The sequence below is a fragment of the Streptomyces endocoffeicus genome (assembly GCF_016741935.1).
Lineage (GTDB): Bacteria > Actinomycetota > Actinomycetes > Streptomycetales > Streptomycetaceae > Streptomyces > Streptomyces endocoffeicus.
Window position 1 is genome coordinate 396,607 of the sequence record NZ_JAERRG010000006.1, and the last position, 17,270, is coordinate 413,876.

18 protein-coding genes and 2 pseudogenes are annotated in these 17,270 nt (G+C 71.3%); 5 read left to right on the forward strand and 15 right to left on the reverse strand.

Annotated elements, in window-relative coordinates; all coding sequences use genetic code 11:
• The 5 genes and pseudogenes from JK364_RS18410 to JK364_RS18430 all read right to left on the reverse strand — a co-directional run bounded on the left by JK364_RS18410 (position 1) and on the right by JK364_RS18430 (position 5,291).
• Positions 1-1,308: an MFS transporter gene (locus tag JK364_RS18410; protein WP_201852183.1), complete on the reverse strand. Its 1,308-nt coding sequence runs from the start codon at positions 1,306-1,308 to the stop codon at positions 1-3.
• Between the two features lie 78 nt (positions 1,309-1,386).
• Positions 1,387-2,061, reverse strand: a complete 675-nt coding sequence (locus tag JK364_RS18415; protein WP_201852184.1) for a class II aldolase/adducin family protein — start codon at positions 2,059-2,061, stop codon at positions 1,387-1,389.
• Positions 2,058-3,338, reverse strand: a complete 1,281-nt coding sequence (gene otnK / locus JK364_RS18420; RefSeq protein WP_201852185.1) for a 3-oxo-tetronate kinase — start codon at positions 3,336-3,338, stop codon at positions 2,058-2,060. Before otnK ends, JK364_RS18415 begins: the two co-directional genes overlap by 4 nt.
• Position 3,339: 1 nt before the next feature.
• Complete coding sequence (gene ltnD / locus JK364_RS18425; RefSeq protein WP_201852186.1) at positions 3,340-4,257, reverse strand: L-threonate dehydrogenase; 918 nt, start codon at positions 4,255-4,257, stop codon at positions 3,340-3,342.
• Positions 4,258-4,706: 449 nt separating this feature from the next.
• Positions 4,707-5,291 (reverse strand): annotated as a pseudogene (locus JK364_RS18430) (MBL fold metallo-hydrolase).
• 42 nt (positions 5,292-5,333) lie between these two features.
• On the opposite strand from JK364_RS18430, the gene JK364_RS18435 reads away from it, so the two are divergent.
• Entirely contained in the window at positions 5,334-5,681 is a 348-nt protein-coding gene (locus tag JK364_RS18435) for a MarR family winged helix-turn-helix transcriptional regulator (protein ID WP_201852187.1), read from the forward strand.
• Positions 5,682-5,855: 174 nt separating this feature from the next.
• Positions 5,856-7,211 carry a 3-phosphoshikimate 1-carboxyvinyltransferase gene (aroA, locus tag JK364_RS18440; protein WP_201852188.1) on the forward strand — a complete coding sequence of 452 codons (1,356 nt, stop codon included), beginning with the start codon at positions 5,856-5,858 and terminating at the stop codon, positions 7,209-7,211.
• Here aroA and JK364_RS18445 read toward each other — a convergent pair whose 3' ends face one another.
• The 4 genes and pseudogenes from JK364_RS18445 to JK364_RS18460 form a co-directional block, all read right to left on the reverse strand.
• Positions 7,212-8,180, reverse strand: a complete 969-nt coding sequence (locus JK364_RS18445) for a LysR family transcriptional regulator (RefSeq protein WP_201852189.1) — start codon at positions 8,178-8,180, stop codon at positions 7,212-7,214.
• Positions 8,181-8,352: 172 nt separating this feature from the next.
• Positions 8,353-8,718: a hypothetical protein gene (locus JK364_RS18450; RefSeq protein WP_201852190.1), complete on the reverse strand. Its 366-nt coding sequence runs from the start codon at positions 8,716-8,718 to the stop codon at positions 8,353-8,355.
• A 112-nt stretch (positions 8,719-8,830) separates the two neighbouring features.
• Entirely contained in the window at positions 8,831-9,841 is a 1,011-nt protein-coding gene (locus JK364_RS18455; RefSeq protein ID WP_201852191.1) for a zinc-binding dehydrogenase, read from the reverse strand.
• A gap of 298 nt (positions 9,842-10,139) precedes the next feature.
• Positions 10,140-10,580: pseudogene (locus JK364_RS18460) on the reverse strand (endonuclease/exonuclease/phosphatase family protein); the annotation flags it as partial.
• A gap of 277 nt (positions 10,581-10,857) precedes the next feature.
• Between JK364_RS18460 and JK364_RS18465 the strand changes: the two are divergent.
• Positions 10,858-11,808, forward strand: coding sequence for an aminoglycoside phosphotransferase (locus JK364_RS18465; RefSeq protein WP_201852192.1), 951 nt, complete (start codon positions 10,858-10,860; stop codon positions 11,806-11,808).
• Here JK364_RS18465 and JK364_RS18470 read toward each other — a convergent pair.
• From JK364_RS18470 to JK364_RS18490, 5 genes are all read right to left on the reverse strand, one after another.
• Complete coding sequence (locus tag JK364_RS18470) at positions 11,777-12,658, reverse strand: fructosamine kinase family protein (protein ID WP_201852193.1); 882 nt, start codon at positions 12,656-12,658, stop codon at positions 11,777-11,779. The two genes, JK364_RS18465 and JK364_RS18470, sit on opposite strands and share 32 nt — an antisense overlap.
• The gene (locus tag JK364_RS18475; RefSeq protein WP_201852194.1) at positions 12,655-13,119 is read right to left on the reverse strand and encodes a low molecular weight protein-tyrosine-phosphatase; all 465 of its coding nucleotides are present in this window, start codon (positions 13,117-13,119) and stop codon (positions 12,655-12,657) included. The genes JK364_RS18470 and JK364_RS18475 overlap by 4 nt, the downstream gene beginning before the upstream one ends.
• A gap of 66 nt (positions 13,120-13,185) precedes the next feature.
• Positions 13,186-13,527 (reverse strand): hypothetical protein, encoded by a 342-nt coding sequence (locus JK364_RS18480; RefSeq protein ID WP_201852195.1) that lies wholly within the window; start codon positions 13,525-13,527, stop codon positions 13,186-13,188.
• A 71-nt stretch (positions 13,528-13,598) separates the two neighbouring features.
• Positions 13,599-14,786: a GDSL-type esterase/lipase family protein gene (locus tag JK364_RS18485; RefSeq protein ID WP_201852196.1), complete on the reverse strand. Its 1,188-nt coding sequence runs from the start codon at positions 14,784-14,786 to the stop codon at positions 13,599-13,601.
• Positions 14,787-14,922: 136 nt separating this feature from the next.
• Positions 14,923-15,492, reverse strand: coding sequence for a TetR/AcrR family transcriptional regulator (locus tag JK364_RS18490; RefSeq protein WP_201852197.1), 570 nt, complete (start codon positions 15,490-15,492; stop codon positions 14,923-14,925).
• Between the two features lie 75 nt (positions 15,493-15,567).
• Here JK364_RS18490 and JK364_RS18495 point away from each other — a divergent pair, with 75 nt between their 5' ends.
• Positions 15,568-16,059, forward strand: a complete 492-nt coding sequence (locus JK364_RS18495) for an FBP domain-containing protein (protein WP_201852198.1) — start codon at positions 15,568-15,570, stop codon at positions 16,057-16,059.
• Between the two features lie 85 nt (positions 16,060-16,144).
• Here the strand turns inward: JK364_RS18495 and JK364_RS18500 are convergent, their stop codons facing one another.
• Positions 16,145-16,558 (reverse strand): spore-associated protein A, encoded by a 414-nt coding sequence (locus JK364_RS18500; protein WP_372461958.1) that lies wholly within the window; start codon positions 16,556-16,558, stop codon positions 16,145-16,147.
• Between the two features lie 388 nt (positions 16,559-16,946).
• Here JK364_RS18500 and JK364_RS18505 point away from each other — a divergent pair, with 388 nt between their 5' ends.
• Complete coding sequence (locus JK364_RS18505) at positions 16,947-17,186, forward strand: hypothetical protein (protein ID WP_201852200.1); 240 nt, start codon at positions 16,947-16,949, stop codon at positions 17,184-17,186.
• Positions 17,187-17,270 lie beyond the last annotated feature (84 nt).

Below are 17,270 nucleotides of genomic sequence, written 5' to 3' on the forward strand. Positions count from 1 at the left end.
TCAGCGGTTGACGACCTGCTTCTGGGTGGTGAGCACCGCGACGGCGCCCACGACCAGAGTGAGGGCCAGGACGTACATCGGGATCGACGCCGAGCCGGTGGCGTCCTTGAGCGCGCCGATCATGTAGGGGCTGACGAAACCGGCGAGGTTGCCCACCGAGTTGATGATGGCAAGGCCCGCCGCGGCGGCGGTGCCGCCCAGGAACGCGGTGGGGAGCGACCAGAAGAGCGGAGCGCAGGTCAGCACCCCGGCCGCGGCCACCGACAGCGCGATCAGGGACAGCGTGGTCGACCCGTTCCACACGGCGGCCAGCGAGAACCCGACGGCGCCCATCAGGCTCGGGATGACCAGGTGCCAGCGTCGCTCGCGGCGCTTGTCCGCCGAGCGGCCGAACAGGTTCATCGCGACGAGCGCGGCCACGAACGGCACGGCGCTGAGCACACCGATCGCCACGTTGCCCTCGATGCCGGTGGACTCGACGAACGTGGGCATCCAGAAGGTCAGGGCGTACTGGCCCATCACGAAGCAGAAGTAGATGAGGCACATCAGCCACACCCTGGGCTCACGGAAGGCGTCCAGGACCCGGCCGTGCACCGTCCGGTGCGCGCTGTCGTCGGCGACCGCCCGCTCGACGACGGCCTTCTCCTCATCGGTCAGCCACTTCGCGTCCCGCACGCCGTCGTCCAGGTAGAAGAGCGTGACGACACCGACCAGGAGCGCGGGGACCGCCTCCAGAAGGAACATCCACTGCCAGCCCTGCCAGCCGTTCACCCCCTGGAAACCGTCGATGATCCAGCCGGAGAGCGGATTGCCGAAGATGCCCGCCACCGGGATGGCCGACATGAACATCGCGATCACCCGGGCCCGGCGGTGCGAGGGGAACCAGTAGGTGCAGTAGAGGATCACCCCGGGGTAGAACCCCGCCTCCGCGGCACCGAGCAGAAACCTCAGCACATAGAACGTCGCCTCGTTGGTGACGAACATGAACGCCGCCGAGACCAGGCCCCAGCTGATCATGATGCGGGCGATCCAGGTGCGGGCTCCGACGCGTTGCAGCATCAGGTTCGAGGGCACCTCCAGGAGGAAGTAGCCGATGAAGAACAGGCCCGCCCCCAGGCCGTACGCCGCCTCGCTGAACCCGAGGTCATCGGACATCTGCAGCTTCGCGAAGCCGACGTTGACCCGGTCCAGGTAGGAGGCCACGTAGCACAGGATGAGGAAGGGGACGATGCGGCGTACGACCTTGCGGTAGACGGCGTTCTCGCGGGCAAGAGCGGGCGTCTCGGCCGCCACTGCGGGCATGGGCATGACGGAATCCTTTTGCGGCTCAGGGATTCTGCGACGGGGAAGGGGACGGGGAGGGAACGGGGACGGGGGAGCGGCAGGTCACCAAGCGGCGCCGAACGTGGTCCTCAGTTCGTCGATCGCGTCGGTGGTGAGAGGCCCCGGTCGACGGTCGGTCAGGAGCCAGAGACGCGCCGTCTCCTCGAGTTCTTCGAGGACGGCGAGGGCGGCGGCCGCGTTCGGGCCCCAGACCACGGGGCCGAGCCGGTCGAGCAGGACGGCCCTGATCGGCGTGTGGCTCGCCAGGCGGTCGGCGATCCGGGCGGTCACCAGGTCGGCCACGCGCGGGTCGCCGGGCCGGTGGTAGGGGATGAGCGGAACGTGCCCCACCTTCATCACGAAGTACGGCGTGATGGGCGGGAGTACGTCGTCCTGGCTCCACACCCCGGCCAGGGTGAGCGCGACCAGGTGGGTGGAGTGGGTGTGGATGATGAACCGGGCCGTGGGGTCGGCCGCGTAGATACGCCGATGGAGCGTCAGGGTCTTGCTCGCGCGGTCGCCCGCGCGCTGCTCACCCTGGGCGTCGACCAGCGCGAGGCGGTCGCGCTCGAGGAAGCCCAGGGCGGCGTCGGTGGGCGTGATCAGATGGCCGTCGCCGATCCGGGCACTGATGTTCCCGGCGCTGGCGTGCACATAGCCCCGGTCGAACAGGCTCGTGCCCACCCGGACGATCTCGTCGCGTGCCTCGTCCACGGCGATGTCGCGGAGCTCGGTCATGAGACCTCCCGGTCGAGCAGGGCGAAGGAGTCGGTGAAGAACGCGGGGCCACCGAAGTTGCCGGACTTCAGCGTGATGTGGAGCGTGTCCCCGCCGGGCAGCGCCGCCGCGCACCAGGGCACACCGGGGTCGATCTGCGGTCCGATGCGCAGTCCGGTGATGCCGAGCGCCCGGACGACCGCTCCCGAGGTCTCGCCGCCCGCGACGACGAGTTGACGCACACCGCGCCGCACCAGGCCCTCGGCCACGCGGGCCAGGGTCCGTTCCACCAGCTCGCCGGCCTCGGCGCCGCCGAGCCGGGTCTGGACGGTGCGGACCGCCTCGGGCGCCTCGGTGGAGTAGAGGAGGACGGGCCCGTCGGCCAGATGCGCCTCGGCGAAGGCGAGCGCCTGGCCGGACACGTCCTCACCGGTCGCGACCCGCAGCGGATCCACGCTGAACGCGGGGCGGCCGGTGCGCAGGAACTCCTGGACCTGCTGGTTGGTGGCGGCGGAGACCGATCCCGAGATGACGGCCCGGTGGCCGCCGGGCGCCGGCAGCTGTGCGGCGGCGCGGGACGGGGTGAACCCCCAGTTCGCGGGCAGCCCGATGGCCAGACCCGAACCGGCGGTCACCAGGGGCATCCCCTGAACCGCCGCGCCGAGGCGCACCAGGTCGTCGTTGGAGACGGCGTCGGCGATGGCGATTCCGGCGCCCTGCGCGCGCAGTTCGTCGATGCGGGCCCGGACCGCCGTGGCATCGTGGCCGACCACGGTGTGGTCGATCAGGCCGACCGCTCGTGTGGTCTGCGCGCCGAGGACCGAGACCAGATTGGGGTCGGTCATCGGGGTGAGCGGGTGATGGCGCATACCGCTCTCGCTGAGCAGCACATCGCCGACGAAGAGATGGCCCTTGAAGACCGTGCGCCCGTTGTCGGGGAACGCGGGCGTGGCAATGGTGAAGTCGGTGCCGAGCGCGTCCATCAGGGCCTCGGTGACCGGCCCGATATTGCCGGCGGGCGTCGAGTCGAAGGTGGAGCAGTACTTGAAGTAGATCTGCTCGGCACCCGCGGACCGCAGCCAGGCGAGGGCCCGCAGCGACGCGTCGACGGCGTCGGCGGCCGGAACGGTCCGTGACTTGAGCGCGATGACCACGGCGTCCGCGTCCACCGGCCGTTCGGCGCCGGGCGGCGGTACGTCGATCAGCTGGACCACGCGCATGCCCGCCCGCACCAGGTTGTTGGCCAGGTCGGTGGCGCCGGTGAAGTCGTCGGCGATGCAGCCGAGTCGGATGCCCATGTCAGGCACCCACCGGCTGGGGGAGATCGACCCCGGGGAAGATCTTGATGACCGCGCTGTCGTCCTCCGAACCCAGACCGGACGCCGACGCCTGGAGGAACATCTGGTGAGCGGTGGCGGCAAGGGGGAGCGGGAACCTCTCCGGCCGTGCCGAATCGAGGACGAGCCCCAGGTCCTTGACGAAGATGTCGACGGCGGAGAGCGGCGTGTAATCACCGGCGAGCACATGCGCCATCCGGTTCTCGAACATCCACGAGTTGCCCGCGCTGTGCGTGATGACCTCGTAGAGCGCCTCGGCCGGGACACCGGCCTTCAGGCCCAGTGCCATGGCCTCGGCCGCCACGGCGATGTGCACACCCGCGAGCAGCTGATTCACGATCTTGACCTTCGAACCGAGGCCGGGCTGCTCGCCCAGGCGGTAGACCGTGCTGCTCATGGCCTCGAGCACCGGGTCGGCGACCGCGTACGCCGTGGCGGGGCCCGACGTCATCATGGTCAGCTCACCGGTCGCCGCGCGCGCGGCGCCACCGGAGATGGGGGCGTCCAGGTAGAGCGCACCGCGCTCGGCCAGACGTCCCCCGAGCTCCGCCGACCAGCCCGGGTCGACCGTGGAGCACATCACGAAGACGGCCCCCGGGCGAAGCCGGTCGGCGGCCCCGTCGGCACCGAACAGCACCGACTCCACCTGCGCCGCGTTGACCACGACACTGACCACGACGTCCACCGCGGCCGCCAGATCGCCGGGGGAGGCGTACGCCGTCCCGCCGTCGCGGGCGAAGCCCTCGGCCACCTCGGGCCGCAGATCGTGGACCCCGACGTCGTAGCCCGCCGTCCGCAGGCTGCGCGCCATGCCGAGTCCCATGGCCCCGAGCCCCACCACGCCCACGCGCGGTCGCGTCGGCCTGTCCTGGTCGCTCATGCCCCTCCTCGTCCTTGGCTTGTGCTTATGGGGGAGCGCCGCCGCGCTTGCTGTGGTGTCCGGGGCGCGATCGGCTCCGGCTGCCTGCGGCGATCGGGTCATATGATGACCTGAGGACAAGGTTCCCGCATACTGTGACGTCCGTCACATGGAGTGGAGTGAGGAGAGGAAGGAATCGGGTGGTGCGTGGCGCGGCCGGGTGGGGTGGGTCCGGCTCGGCCTCGATGTCAGACGGTCACTCGGGGTCGCGCCGAGGGCCGCGCCGGGGGTCGGGCGCCGGCGGGTGGCGCCGGGGGTCAGACACCGGCCGGGTGCCAGGGCACGCCGGGGCCGCGGGACGAGGCGGCGGTGCGCGTCGCCGAGGCGCTGCGCACCGCCGCCGTCGAGCAGGACACGTTGCCGTAGGGCGGTGTGCCCTGCCGCGGCGCGCGCCGTGCAAGGCCGCGAACTCAGCCGATGTCGACGGAGGTGCCCGCGGTCAGCCCGTGATAGCGGGCCCCGACGCCGGGGCCGTTGTCGCCGAGGAACCCGCCGAGCATCGCGTTGCCGACGTCATTGAGGGCGCCGTCGTGGATGGCGTAGGCGTCCCGTGGGGCCACCTCCCGTACGTAGTCGATCAGGTCCCCGGTGGTCGACCAGGGGCCGTGCACGGGCAGCAGCAGGGTGTCGACGGTGGCATCGGGGACGGTGAGCGCGTCTCCGGGGTGGAAGAGGGCGTCGTCGATGAGGAAGCCGACGTTGCCGACCGGCGGGATGTCGGGGTGGATGGGCGCGTGTCAGGTGCCGTAGACCTTCACCCCGAATCCCGCCGCGGTGAAGGACTCGCCCTCGCCGACGGTGGTGACCCGGGTGCCGAGGCCGGCCAGCTGCTCGGCGACGGAGGTGTTGGTCCAGATGCGCAGGGCCGGGTTGTTCTCCGCGGCCTTGCGGAGCGCCTCCTCGGAGAAGTGGTCGAAGTGTTTGTGGGTCACCAGGACCGCGTCCGCGCCGTCCAGCGCGTGCGGTTCGGTGAGGCCACCCGGGTCCACGACCAGGCGGTCGGCGAACTCGTCCGCGCCGTACGGGCCGCCGACACCATGCCCTCCGGAGGGGCCGCCATCCTCGGCCACCTCGACCGCGGCGGCCCGCAGACCACGGCCGACCTCGCGCACCGGCGCGGAGTGACCCACCAGTCGGCCGCCAAATCCGTCAAGGAACTGCTCGGCGACGGCCTGGTGCGCACCGAGCCCCACCCCAGTGACGGCCGCAAGCTCCTGCTGCACATCACCGACGCAGGCCGCGCCCGCCTGCAGCGGGAGCGCGCCCAGCGCGCCGGCTGGCTGGGCACCGCCATCCGCGACACGCTCACCCCCGACGAGCGGCGGCGACTGCGGGACTGCGTACCCCTGCTGACCCGGCTGACCGCCCGTATCACCGAAAGGTGAGCGTGGGGGCGATGCGCCGGGTTCGGCGTCTTCTGGGGGTCAATGGGTTATATCCCGGAGGGAGATGCCAGGCATAAGCAGTTCGGGATTTCCGAGCGCACTGTGCGGTGGCTAGCGTGAACCCCGACGCCGCCAATGGTGGATTCGAGTGAACGGGTGGATCGGGGGAGTGGGATGCGGCTGCATGTGAAGCGGTCATCCGGTCAGGTCAAAGGGCAGATCGCCGTTCCGACCTCGAAATACCACGCGCATCGCGCCTTGGTGCTGGCGTCACTCGCCCCCGGGACCAGCCGCATCGTGGGGCTGTCGAACGCGCAGCACATCCGGCACACCATCACCGCGCTGCGCGGCCTCGGTACGCGGATCGAGGTGGACGGGGACGACTTCCTCGTGCACGGGGGTCCGTACCGTCCGCTGCGATCGCAGGTCTCGGTCGGCAGTGCGGGTACGGCGCTCTATTTCCTCACCGGGCTCGCCTCTCTCGCGAGCGCGCCGGTGACCATCGTGGGGCAGAAGTCTTTCCCCCGGCGTCTGATAGGCCCGCAGCTGCAGGCCCTGTCCGATCTCGGCATTGACCTCGATTCGCCCACCGGCGGCCCGCCGATTTCCGTACGGCCGCGCCGCCCGAAAGGGGGCCACGCACGTATCGAGGGCATTCTTTCGCAGTGGATCTCCGGATTGCTCATGGTGGCGCCGTTCGCGACCGGGCCGAGCACCATCACCGTGGAGGGCGAGTTCAACGAGCGCGCCTACGTGGAGCTGACGGTCCGGATGATGCGGCGGTTCGGGCTGCGGGTCGATGTCTCCGAGAACGGGCGGCGGTTCGACATCGAGCCCGGCCAATGCCCCACCCCCGCGACGGTGGTGCTGCCCCCCGACGTCGGTGCCGCGGCCTTCGGCCTGGCCGTGACGGCGCTGCACCCGGCCGATGTGCTGTTCCGGGGGCTGCCCGCGCTCCCCGTGGACCAGGTGGACCACCCCGAGGCGGAACTGCTGGACATCGTCGCCGGGATGGGCCTGCCGATGACGGCCGACCCGGCGACCGGCATGGTGCGGGTCCGTCACGACGGGATCAGGCTGCGCCCCGCCCGGGTCGACTGCCGGGCGGCCCCCGACATGCTGCCCGCGCTGTCCGTGCTCGGGGCGCTGGCGGACGGCACCACCGTGTTGGAGAACGTGGCCCACGTCAGGCTCAAGGAGTCGGACCGGGTGGCGGCGATGCTGCAGCTCACCAAGATGGGCGCCCGGATCGAGCAGCGCGGGCAGCGACTGCTCTGCCACGGTGCCGAGCGGCTGACCGGAGCCGAGCTGTCGTCGTTCAACGACCACCGCGTGCTGATGTCACTGGCCGTCGCGGGCACGGCGGCCGACGGTGAGACCCGGCTGACCTACCCGAACGCCTACCGCGGCTCCTACCCGCGCTTCCTCGAGGAGATGAACGGCATCGGCCTGAGGATGTCGGTGGAACGGGACCGGACGCCGGACCGGGACGGCCCCCGGCCCCCCGCCCTCGCCGCGCCCACGAAGTGATCACCCGTCGGGCCGCGCGCCCCGCGAAGGACCGAGGTCGTCGTGCGGCCGGTCCGGAAGGTCGGTGGCGCACAGGCGCAGGACCCGCTCGCGCAGCCATCGGTGGGCGGGGTCGACGGTGTTCCTGGGATGCCAGTACATCGACTCGACGAGCCGTGGCAGCGGCACATCGAGCGCCACGGTCCGAAGACCGATACGCGGGCCGAGCTGGTCGAACAGGCGCCGCTGTATCACCGCGACCATGCGGGTGCCGGGGAGCAGGCAGGCCGCGTTGGTGAAGTTGTCGGTGGCGGCCACGGCCCGGAGGGGCAGGCCGAGTTGAGCGAGAACCGAGTCGGCGATCGTGGGCTGCGGCCCCCCGATCTGGACGTACGGCAGGGTGCAGAGCTGATCGGAGGTCAGGACCTCACCGACCTCGGGGTGGTCCTGGTCCACCACGGCCACGAACTCATCGGTGAACAACGTGGCGCTGGAGAACGTCTCCAGCTCCCTGTCCTGGATCATCGGCGGCCAGATGACCAGATCGCACTGGCCTCTGCGGAGTTGGTCGACCATGCCGTGGTTCAGCGGGGCGACCCTGATCTGCACATGGGGGTAGGCGGTGTCGATCTCCCGCAGCAGCGGCCGCAGCAGAACGATGGCCACATAGTCGCTCGCGGTCACGGTGAACACCCGGCGGTCGGTGGTCGGGTCGAAGGCCGCGTTGGCGCCCACCACCTCCCTGATCGCCTCCAGCATCTCCGTGACCGGCTGGACCAGCGACTCCGCGAAGGGAGTCAGCACCATGCGGCGGCCGTCCCTGACCAGCAGCGGCTCATTGAAGTGGCGGCGGAGCTTGGCGAGCGAGGTGCTCATCGAGGGCTGGGTGACCTCCACGCGCTCCGCCGCCTTGGTCACACTCCGTTCCATCAGCAGGGCATGCAGCGGGACCAGGAGGTCCATGTTGAAGTTGCTGAGGGACGGTGGCATCGCTCTGGGTCCTCGTCATGATCGGGCCGGAATGGGCAGCCGAGGCGAGTCCTGTCCGAGCAGGAATCCGGTTCGCGGCGCGTGACGACGGAACCGTACTACGGATGGCATCCCGGCGCGGACGCATGCGCCGGGATGCCATTCCGTGCGGAGTCGACGAGGAGTCAGAACATCAGGACGACAGGACCAGCTTGGCCTTGTGGCCGCTGACCGACCGCACCCCGACGCTCAGGTTGTTGAGCCTGACGGTGCCGCCCGGGCTGGTGCTGCCGCTCAGGTGCGCGCCGCCCGTAGTGGTGGCCGCCATCTTCACGGACCGGGAGCTGATGTGGGTGATCCGCAGCTTTCCGAACCCGAACCGATGGCTGTCGACCTTGATGCTCGTGGGCCTCGACACGGTGACCTTGCACCGCCCGTCGTAGCAGGGCCCGTGTGCGGCGGCCTGCGCCACCGGCGACATCAGGCCGAGTCCCAGCGCGCCCGCCAGAGTCGTGGTCACCGCGGCCGTCGCGGTCCTCCAGCGCATACCGGTACTCATCAGTGGAACCTCCTGGGTCGGGAATGCGTGCGCCGCATTTCTAACCCGCACATCCCGGGACCGCTCCCGAGGAGACCCCACGACGTGGTGGCGGCTAACACGGCTACCACGGCTACCAGGTGCGGACGAGGACGGTGCCCACCTTGCCGGGCCGCACCGCGTGCTCCACGGCGCCGGCCAGCTCGCCGAGGCCGTACGTGGCGGCCACGTCGAACTGGTCCGTGGGCCCCAGCGCGATCTGCCGCGCGGTGGCCACGTCGGATGCCCGCCGCTCGGCGGACGCCTCGGACAGCCACCGGCCGACCACGTTCTTGCCCCGCAGCGTCAGCGACTTGTTCAGCAGTGTCGCCGCGTGCACCGAGATCGGCTCCTCGGCGATCAGCCCGTAACTCACCAGCTTTCCGCCCGGCGCCAGCAGATCCAGCAGGCGCTCCGCCAGCTTCCCGCCGATCGGGTCGAGGGCCACGCTCACCGCACGGCCCCCGGCCACCGAGCGGACCTCGTCGGCCCACTCCGGATGCTCCGTCGACACGACCGGCACGTCCGGGAACCGCTTGCGCAGCTCGGCCGCGCCGCGCTCACTGCGGACGACGTTGACGAGTGCCAGGTGGTGGAACTGGCACACGCCCGTCACCAGCCGCCCGACCGACGAGCCCGCGGCGGTCTGCACCACTAGACCGTCGTATCCGAAGGCCAGGTGCTCCTGCGCCTCACGGCGCAGCATCACCGTGGTGAGCGGATTGGCCAGCAGCTGCGCGGCGACCTCGTCCGACAGCTCCTCCGGTACGGCGGCGGTCACCTCGGCGTCCGCCACGACCCACTGGGCCCACGCCCCCGGCTGGGGGAAGACCGTCACTCGGGCACCGACCTCGACACCCGGCGCCACGGGGGTCCCCGGGCCGATCGCCTCCACCACGCCGGTGGCTTCCAGACCGGCCGGCAGCGGCTGTGCGGCCGTCCCCGGGTATGCCTCGACGGCCTGGAGATCGCCAGGGTGCACGGGGAAGGCCGTGGTGCGGATGAGGACCTGGCCGCGCTCGGGCACTGTCGGCTCCGGCCCCTCGACGACGGTCAGGACGTCGGCGGGCGGCCCGCCACGGGTGTGGACGACGCGACGGTTCATGATTCTCCTCCTGCGCGCTGGGGGCGGGCTTGGCCGCGGCGTCAGTGGCGCCAGCCGAGGTTCGGCGGCAGCAGCGGGGCGGGTGGTCGTCGTTGATCGTGCGTCCATACCATTTTATCCGAATTTGTACTGACTGGTGCATGGGGCAGGTGGGTGCACCGGGGGATGCGCATGGTCCGGGCGGGTCCCCCTCAGTCCAGCGTGATCCTGGCGGCGACCGGCAGGTGGTCGCTGCCGGTGGCGGGCAGGGCGCGGATGTGGCCGACGGTTGCCGAGCGGGCCATGACCTGGTCGATCAGAGCCCGACGGTGCCCCGGACGGCGTGGTACGGGTAGTCCGGGGCGAGGGTCTGCTCGTAGACCGGCAGCGCGCGGGGCACCAGCTCCTCCAGTGCGATGAGATCGGGCTCGGTGTCGGCCAGGGCGCGGGCCGTACCCGCCGGATCGGTGTTCTCGTCGCTGACGTTGTGCTGCACCACCACCAGGTCACGCGGGCCGGGCTCCGCCCCGGGCAGGAACAGTTCGCCGAAGAGATACGTCCACACAGCCACCGGCAGCAGCAGCGCCACCAGCGCGAGGGCCGAACGGCGCAGCAGCGCCAGGCCGAGCAGCACCATGACCACCACGCCGAGCCACGGCAGGAACGCCTCCAGCAAACTGCCCAGGTGCCCCACGGAGTTGGGCACCGACCGGTGGAACACCAGCAGCCCGGCCGTCAGCACCGCGAGCACGGCGAGCACCCGCCCCCGCGTCCAGGGCGACCCGCCCCGCGCGTCCCCCGTCGCGTCACCCCACCGGGCCCACCGCACCACCCGGCGCCCGGCCCGCCGGGCCACCCCCGCCCGCACCGGCGCCGTCGTACCGCTGTCCACCTGCTCCACCCTGGCTTTCCATCCGTGTGATTCCGCCCCCCAAGACGGGCCACCGGACGCATCGGTTTCCGTCCGCGCGGGTGACGGCACGGGCCGTCGGAAATTCCGGTGACGGTGGGCCACCCACTCCCTAAGATCGGGCCCTGTGCTCTCCCGTCCCTCCTTCATCAGCGACGAAGCGATCGCGCATGCCGTCGCCGCGCATTGGCTGCCGGAAGTCGCCGGGGTCGCGTATCTGCCCTGGGGTTTCGGCGCACACCACTGGCGGGTGGCCGGTGGCGGCACGACCCTGTTCGTGACGTTGGACCAGCTGGAGCCGCGGCACACCGAGGCGACGCTGGAGGCCGCCTACGCGGGGGCGGCGGCACTGGCCGCGGCCGGTGTGGACGTGGTGTGCGCGCCGCTGCCCGCCCGGTCGTCCGGCCGGTTCACCGTCGGCGTCGAGACGGGCGTGCTGAGCGTGACGCCGTGGCTGGACGGACGGAGCCCCACCGAGGAAGAGGCGAACCGGCCCCCGCACGTCCGCGAGGTCGAGGCCGCGCTGGCCACGCTGCACCGCGCCACACCGCCACCCGGCCTGCGGCACTGGACTCCCCAGGTCGGCCCCGAGTTCCCGGGCGGGCTGCGGGCCGGGACCGCCCGGCCCTGGACGTCCGGCCCGCTGGCGGAGGAGGCGCGGGCCGCGATCGCCGCACACCATGCCGCGATCACCCGCTGGACGGACCGCTACCTCGAACTCGCGGACCTCGCCCACTCCCGCCGGGACCAGTGGGTGACAACCCACGGCGAGCCGCACAACGACAACCAGGTCGTGGGCGCGTGGGGGCTGAAGCTCGTCGACTGGGAGTCGCTGGCCCTCGCGCCACGCGAGCGGGACTACGCCGATCTGCTCGCGGCCGGTGCGGGGGACCGGCTGCGCCCGGACCCGGCGATGGTCGAGCTGTTCGCCCTCGACTGGCGCCTCTCCGAGATCGCCGAGTACGCGCGCTGGTTCGCCGCCCCGCACACCGGCACGGACGACGACCACACCGCCCTGGAAGGGCTGTACGAGGAGTTGCGGCAGGTCACCGCGCCAGGGCGGTCCGGGCCACCGTGACCGCCCGCCCGGCGTAGCCGCGGCCGAACAGCACGGTGTGCACCAGCAGCGGGAAGAGCTGGTGCAGTCCGACGCGGTCGGCCCAGCCCTCGGCGAGCGGCGCCACCTCCTGGTAGCCGTCCAGCACCCGGTCGAGGTGCGGGCAGCCGAACAGGTGGAGCATCGCCAGATCGGTCTCCCGGTGGCCCCCGTGCGCGGCCGGGTCGATCAGCCACGCCTGCCCGTCGGCGCCCCACAGGACGTTCCCGTTCCACAGATCGCCGTGCAGCCGGGCGGGGGGCTCGGCGGGTCCGGCCAGCTCGGGCAGCCGCTCACACGCGCGCTCGATCACCTCGGCCTCGCCGTGGCGCACCGTGCCGTCGTCGACGGCGCGCCGCAGATAGGGCAGCACCCGGTGTTCGGCGTACCAGCGCGGCCAGTCGGTGCCCGTGACATTGCGCATCGGGGCCATGCCGATGTACGCGTCCGTGGGGCCGTCGGGCGGCGGGGCGCCGAACGCGGGCGCGCCGACGGTGTGCAAGCCGGCCAGGTCGCGGCCGAACCGGGCCGCCGCCCGGGCGCTCGGCCGGCCGGCCGGCACCTGGTCGGTGACCAGCCAGTGCCGGTCGTGGCCGTGCACCGCCGGGACGCGGACCGTACCGGCGTCGGCCAGCCAGCGCAGCCCCGCCGCCTCGGCCTCCACCGCGCCGGGATCGTCACCCCGTTTGACCATCACCGTCTGCCCGCCGTCGAGGGTGACTTCGGTGAGCGCGGCGGACAGCGGCCGCCGCCGGGTCGCGGGACGGCCGGTGAGGCGGGCCGCCGCGGCGCCGGGGTCCTCGCCCGTCCCGGCCTCGGCACGGGCGCTCATGCACCGAGCCGCTCACGCACCCAGGCCAGCAGGCCGGGCACCGAGGCCTCGATCATGGCCAGCACCTCGTCGAACCCCTCCGGGCCGCCGTAGTACGGGTCGGGTACGTCCAGGTCACCGGTGGCATCCGGGTCGAAGGACCGCAGCATCCTGACCCGGGACGGATCGTCGACCAGCCGGCGCAGCGCCTTCTCGTGGCCGCGGTCCATCGCCAGGAACAGCTCGGCGTCCCGGTGCTCGGCACCGAACTGGGCCGCGACATGCTCCACCGGGTAGCCGTGCCGTGCCAGCAACTCGCCGGCCCGTTCGTCGATGGGGTCACCGGCGTGCCAGGGGCCGATACCGGCGCTGCTGACCCGTACCGCGCCGTCGAGTCCCGCCCGGCGCAGACGCTCGGCGAAGACCAGCGCGGCGGACGGCGACCGGCAGATGTTCCCGCTGCAGACAAAGCAGATGTGCACGGCCACCAGGGTAGGGCCTGGCTCCGATGCGGCGCAGGGGGCGGGCCGCCCGGGGGAGACCCCGGCTCACCCCGCCCACAACTTGTCCACCAGCGGTGTCCGGAGCCACTCCACGCCTTCGGTGCTCTCATCGGGCCTCAGCTCCAGCATGTGGCCACCGGGCCGGTCCGAGGCCCGCGCGATCGCGCTCACCAGCCGCTCGGCGAGATCGGGGCCCTCGGTGTCGTCCATGTCGTCGACCGACGCGCCGGCCCGTACGTCCTGGCGGACCTCTTCACCGCTGTGGAGGGTCAGGATCAGGTGCTGGGGTGTCTGCCTGTCCCATCTGACCTGCTCGATGGTGTCGGCGCGCACCATGCGGCCGCCGAACGTCGCGCTGCTGACCCGCACCCACACATCGGGCGTCATCGCGGCCCTCCCTCGCACGGGCGCCGGTGCTCCTTCTCGTTCCTTCCCGTTGTACCGGACGGAGCCCGGCGTCAGGCGCTGTGGTCCGCGAACGGACCATCGGCGGCGAAGGCCAGCGTGGCGAAGCGTTCCCCGATACGGCGGTGGGTGGCCGCGTCCGGGTGGAGCTCATCGGGCAGCGGCAGCTCGACGGCGTCGGCCTCGCCGTAGAGCTCGCGCCCGTCGAGGTAGTGGAGGTGGGGGTCGTCGGCCGCCCGCTGCTCGACGATCCGGGACAGCTCCTCCCGGATGACGCCCAGCGTCAGCTTCCCGGCGGCGCGCTCGGCGGGGTCTCCGGTGGCCAGGAACCGCAGCCTTCCGGCGCTGAGCGCGCTGAAGTCGAAGGACGCGGGGCCGGGCGTGTCCTCGTGGATGGGACACAGGATGGCGGAGACGACCAGCAGCGGCGTGGTCGGATGACCCTCGCGGATCGTGTCGAGGAAGCCGTGCACCGCCGGGCCGAAGGCGCGCAGCCGCATCAGATCGGCGTTGACCAGATTGATGCCGATCTTGACGCTGATCAGGTCGGCGGGGGTGTCCCGCATCGTCCGTGCGGTGAACGGGTCGAGCAGGGCGCTGCCGCCCAGGCCCAGATTGATCAGTTCCACCCCGCCGAGGGAGGCGGCGAGCGCGGGCCAGATGGCGGTGGGGCTCGCGGCGTCGGAGCCATGGCTGATCGAACTGCCGTGGTGCAGCCACACCCTGCGGCCCCGGTCCGGTACGGGCTCGACGGGGGCGTCGGTGCGCAGGGCGACGAGCTCGGTGGTCTCGTTGTGCGGCAGCCAGATCTCGATGTCCTTGACGCCGTCGGGCAGGTCGGCGAAGCGGACGGTGCCGGCCGGGCCGGGGTGGCTCTCGGCGGTCCCGGTGGCCATGTCGATGGCCAGGGTGTTGCCGCCGGTCACCGTGGACTGGGCGGTCAGACGGCCGTCGATCAGCAGGTCGTAGACGCCGTCCGGGCGGGGCGGGGCGCCCGCGTAGACCCGCTTGGTGGGCAGTGTGTCCAGTTCGACGGCGGTGGCCCGGGTGCGGAAGACCAGCCGTACGCCGGACGGCTGGGCCTCCACCATGGCGAGCTGCCCGTCCGCGCACTGGGCGCGGGCCCAGGCGGGCAGCCGGTGCGGCAGCAGCCCGTGCGCGGTGCGCTCGAGGTCGAGGGCGCCCCGCAGGATGTCGGCGGTGATGGGCGTGGTGATCCAGTGGTGTTCGGTGGTGTGCATCGTTCCAGCCTGTTGATCAGGGATGTATGCAGGGATGCGGGTGGTGTACGTAGGGACGCAGGTAGGGATGCAGGTGGTGTACGTAGGGACGCAGATAGGGATCCGCGTGGACCCGCGATGAGCGATACGCGCCTCGTCAGGGCGCGGGCCAGTTCCGCAGCAGGGCGTCGAGCGCGTCCAGGGTCCGCGACCAGCTCTCCTGGCTGTCCGGGGCGCTGTGGCTGAACCCGCCCGCCATCTCGAGGCTGACGTAGCCGTGGAAGACGCTGCCCAGCAGCCGGACCGCATGTGTCTGGTCCGGTTCGTCCAGGTCGTAGCCGCGCAGGATCGCCCGGGTCATCTGTGAGTGCCTCACCCCGGCGCTGGCGGCCGCCGCCTCCGGGTCGAGCCTGAGCCGGGCCGCGGTGTAGCGGCCGGGGTGCTCGCGGGCGTAGTCGCGGTAGACGTTGGCGAAGGCGGTAAGGGCATCCTTCCCCGCCCGTCCCGCCAGGGCGTCGGCGGCCCGGTCGGCGAGCTCCTCCAGGGCGAGCAGGGCGATCCTGGTCTTGAGGTCCTGTGAGTTCTTCACGTGCGAGTAGAGACTCGCGACCTTGACGTCGAACCGCCTGGCCAGCGCCGAGACGGTCACCTGGTCGAAGCCGACCTCATCGGCGAGCTCCGCCCCCGCCCGGGTCAGGCGTTCCGTGGTCAGTCCTACCCGTGCCATCCATACCCTTCCTCTCCTCGACCAGAACCGATTATGCATTTGCCTAAAGGCTTTAGGCAAATTAGCGTGCGGCTCATGAAGCCGATGACTGAGCAAGAGATCCGTGCCGCGTTCGTGAACTGCACCAAGGGCGAGGCGAAGCGCCTGTCCATCCCGCGCGACCTGGCCGACCGGCCCTGGGGCGACCTGGACTACCTCGGCTGGCGAGATCCGCAGGCCCCCAGCCGTGCCTATCTGGTCACCGTGCTGGACGGCCGCCCGACCGCCCTCGCGCTGCGCTGCCCCGGTCCCGCCTCCTGGCAGGCGCGGCGCAGCATGTGCTCGATGTGCCTGACGGCCCACACGGGCGGCGTGTCCCTGATGGTGGCGCCGAAGGCGGGGAAGGCCAGGCAGCAGGGCAACTCGGTGGGCGCCTATATATGCAGCGACCTCGCCTGCTCGCTGTATGTGCGGGGCAAGAAGGACGCGGGCGCCGGATCGCGCCCGCAGGAGTCGCTCACCCTGGAGGAGAAGATCGAGCGGACCGTGGCGAACGTCGCCGCGTTCCTCGCCAAGGTGACCGCGTAGCTCATGCCGCCGGGTGATGTCACGGCTCGTAGCGACAGCGGTGCCCCGCACGCCACAGCGTGCGGGGCACCGAGTGGGGCGGGGGTCAGCCGCAGTTGGTGTTGGCCTTCTCGAAGCGCACGCCGTCGATCCAGCCCCACCAGTCCACACAGGTGCCCCGTGCGTTCGTGTAGATGGGCCCGGCGTAGGAGCGGTAGTCGCCGCTGTCGTAGATGTTGTGGATCTCCGTGTCGCTCCGCGAGAGGTAGATGGTCATCGGGACCGGCTCACCGGCGACGTTCCGGATCGCGACCAGGCAGTTCTTGCCCGTGGTGGAGCTGTAGGTGAGATACGCCGTGCCCTTGTCCCCGACCTCGGTGGAGTTGACGACCGTATAGCCGGAGCCGCAGGCGCCGTTGTACGCCGCGTGCGAGGGCGCCGCGGAGGCCGCGGGCGCGGCCACCATGAGGGCGGCCGCGCCGGCGCCGGTCACTGCCGCGACGGCCAGGGCGCGCTTGATGTGCGTCATGGGTGGGTCCCCGTTCGTGTGGTGTGGGTGCTGTCGGTTGAAGTGCCGTGGGTGGATTTCCCGGTCATTACGACCCGTCACCCGGCCCTTGAGTTGTCCCCGTGCACCGTTACGACTCTGTCCCCACTGTCACCAGCGTGTAACGGGGGGCTCGCGCAAGAAACGCGAGCCGAAAAGAGTCTGACGGCCATCGAGCCGCCAGTGGAAGAGATATCGAATGTTGTGGTGTTTCGGTGGAGGGGATGGGGGTGTTCTCTGGTCCTTCTTCGGCGCTTTCGCCGGATGGGCCGTCGTTGCTGGATGTGGACGTCCCCGGCGGTGCTGCCGATGACGCGTCTCTCTTACACTGTGCCGGTCCCCAAGTTGATCGGAGCACCATATGCGTCGCCTTGCCGCCGCCCTTTTGGTAATGACCGCTTTTGCCTCGCTCGCCGGCTGCGCGCAGGATTTCGACCGGGGCCCTGACGGGCAGGTGACCGACAAGGTCAAGGACGGAAAGAAGTTCTACTTGGTCGTCAAGCCGAGCAAGGGGGACGGGGAGAAGAAGTTCCGCGTCAGTAAGTACGACTATCACGACTGCAATCGGGGCTCGAAGTACCCCAAGTGTGTTGACGATTAATCAGTTCGTCTTCGTCGACGAGTTCGTCGTCATGTCCGATCGCCGGGTCGGCCGTCCTTTTCGGCCGACCCGTTTGCGGTAGGA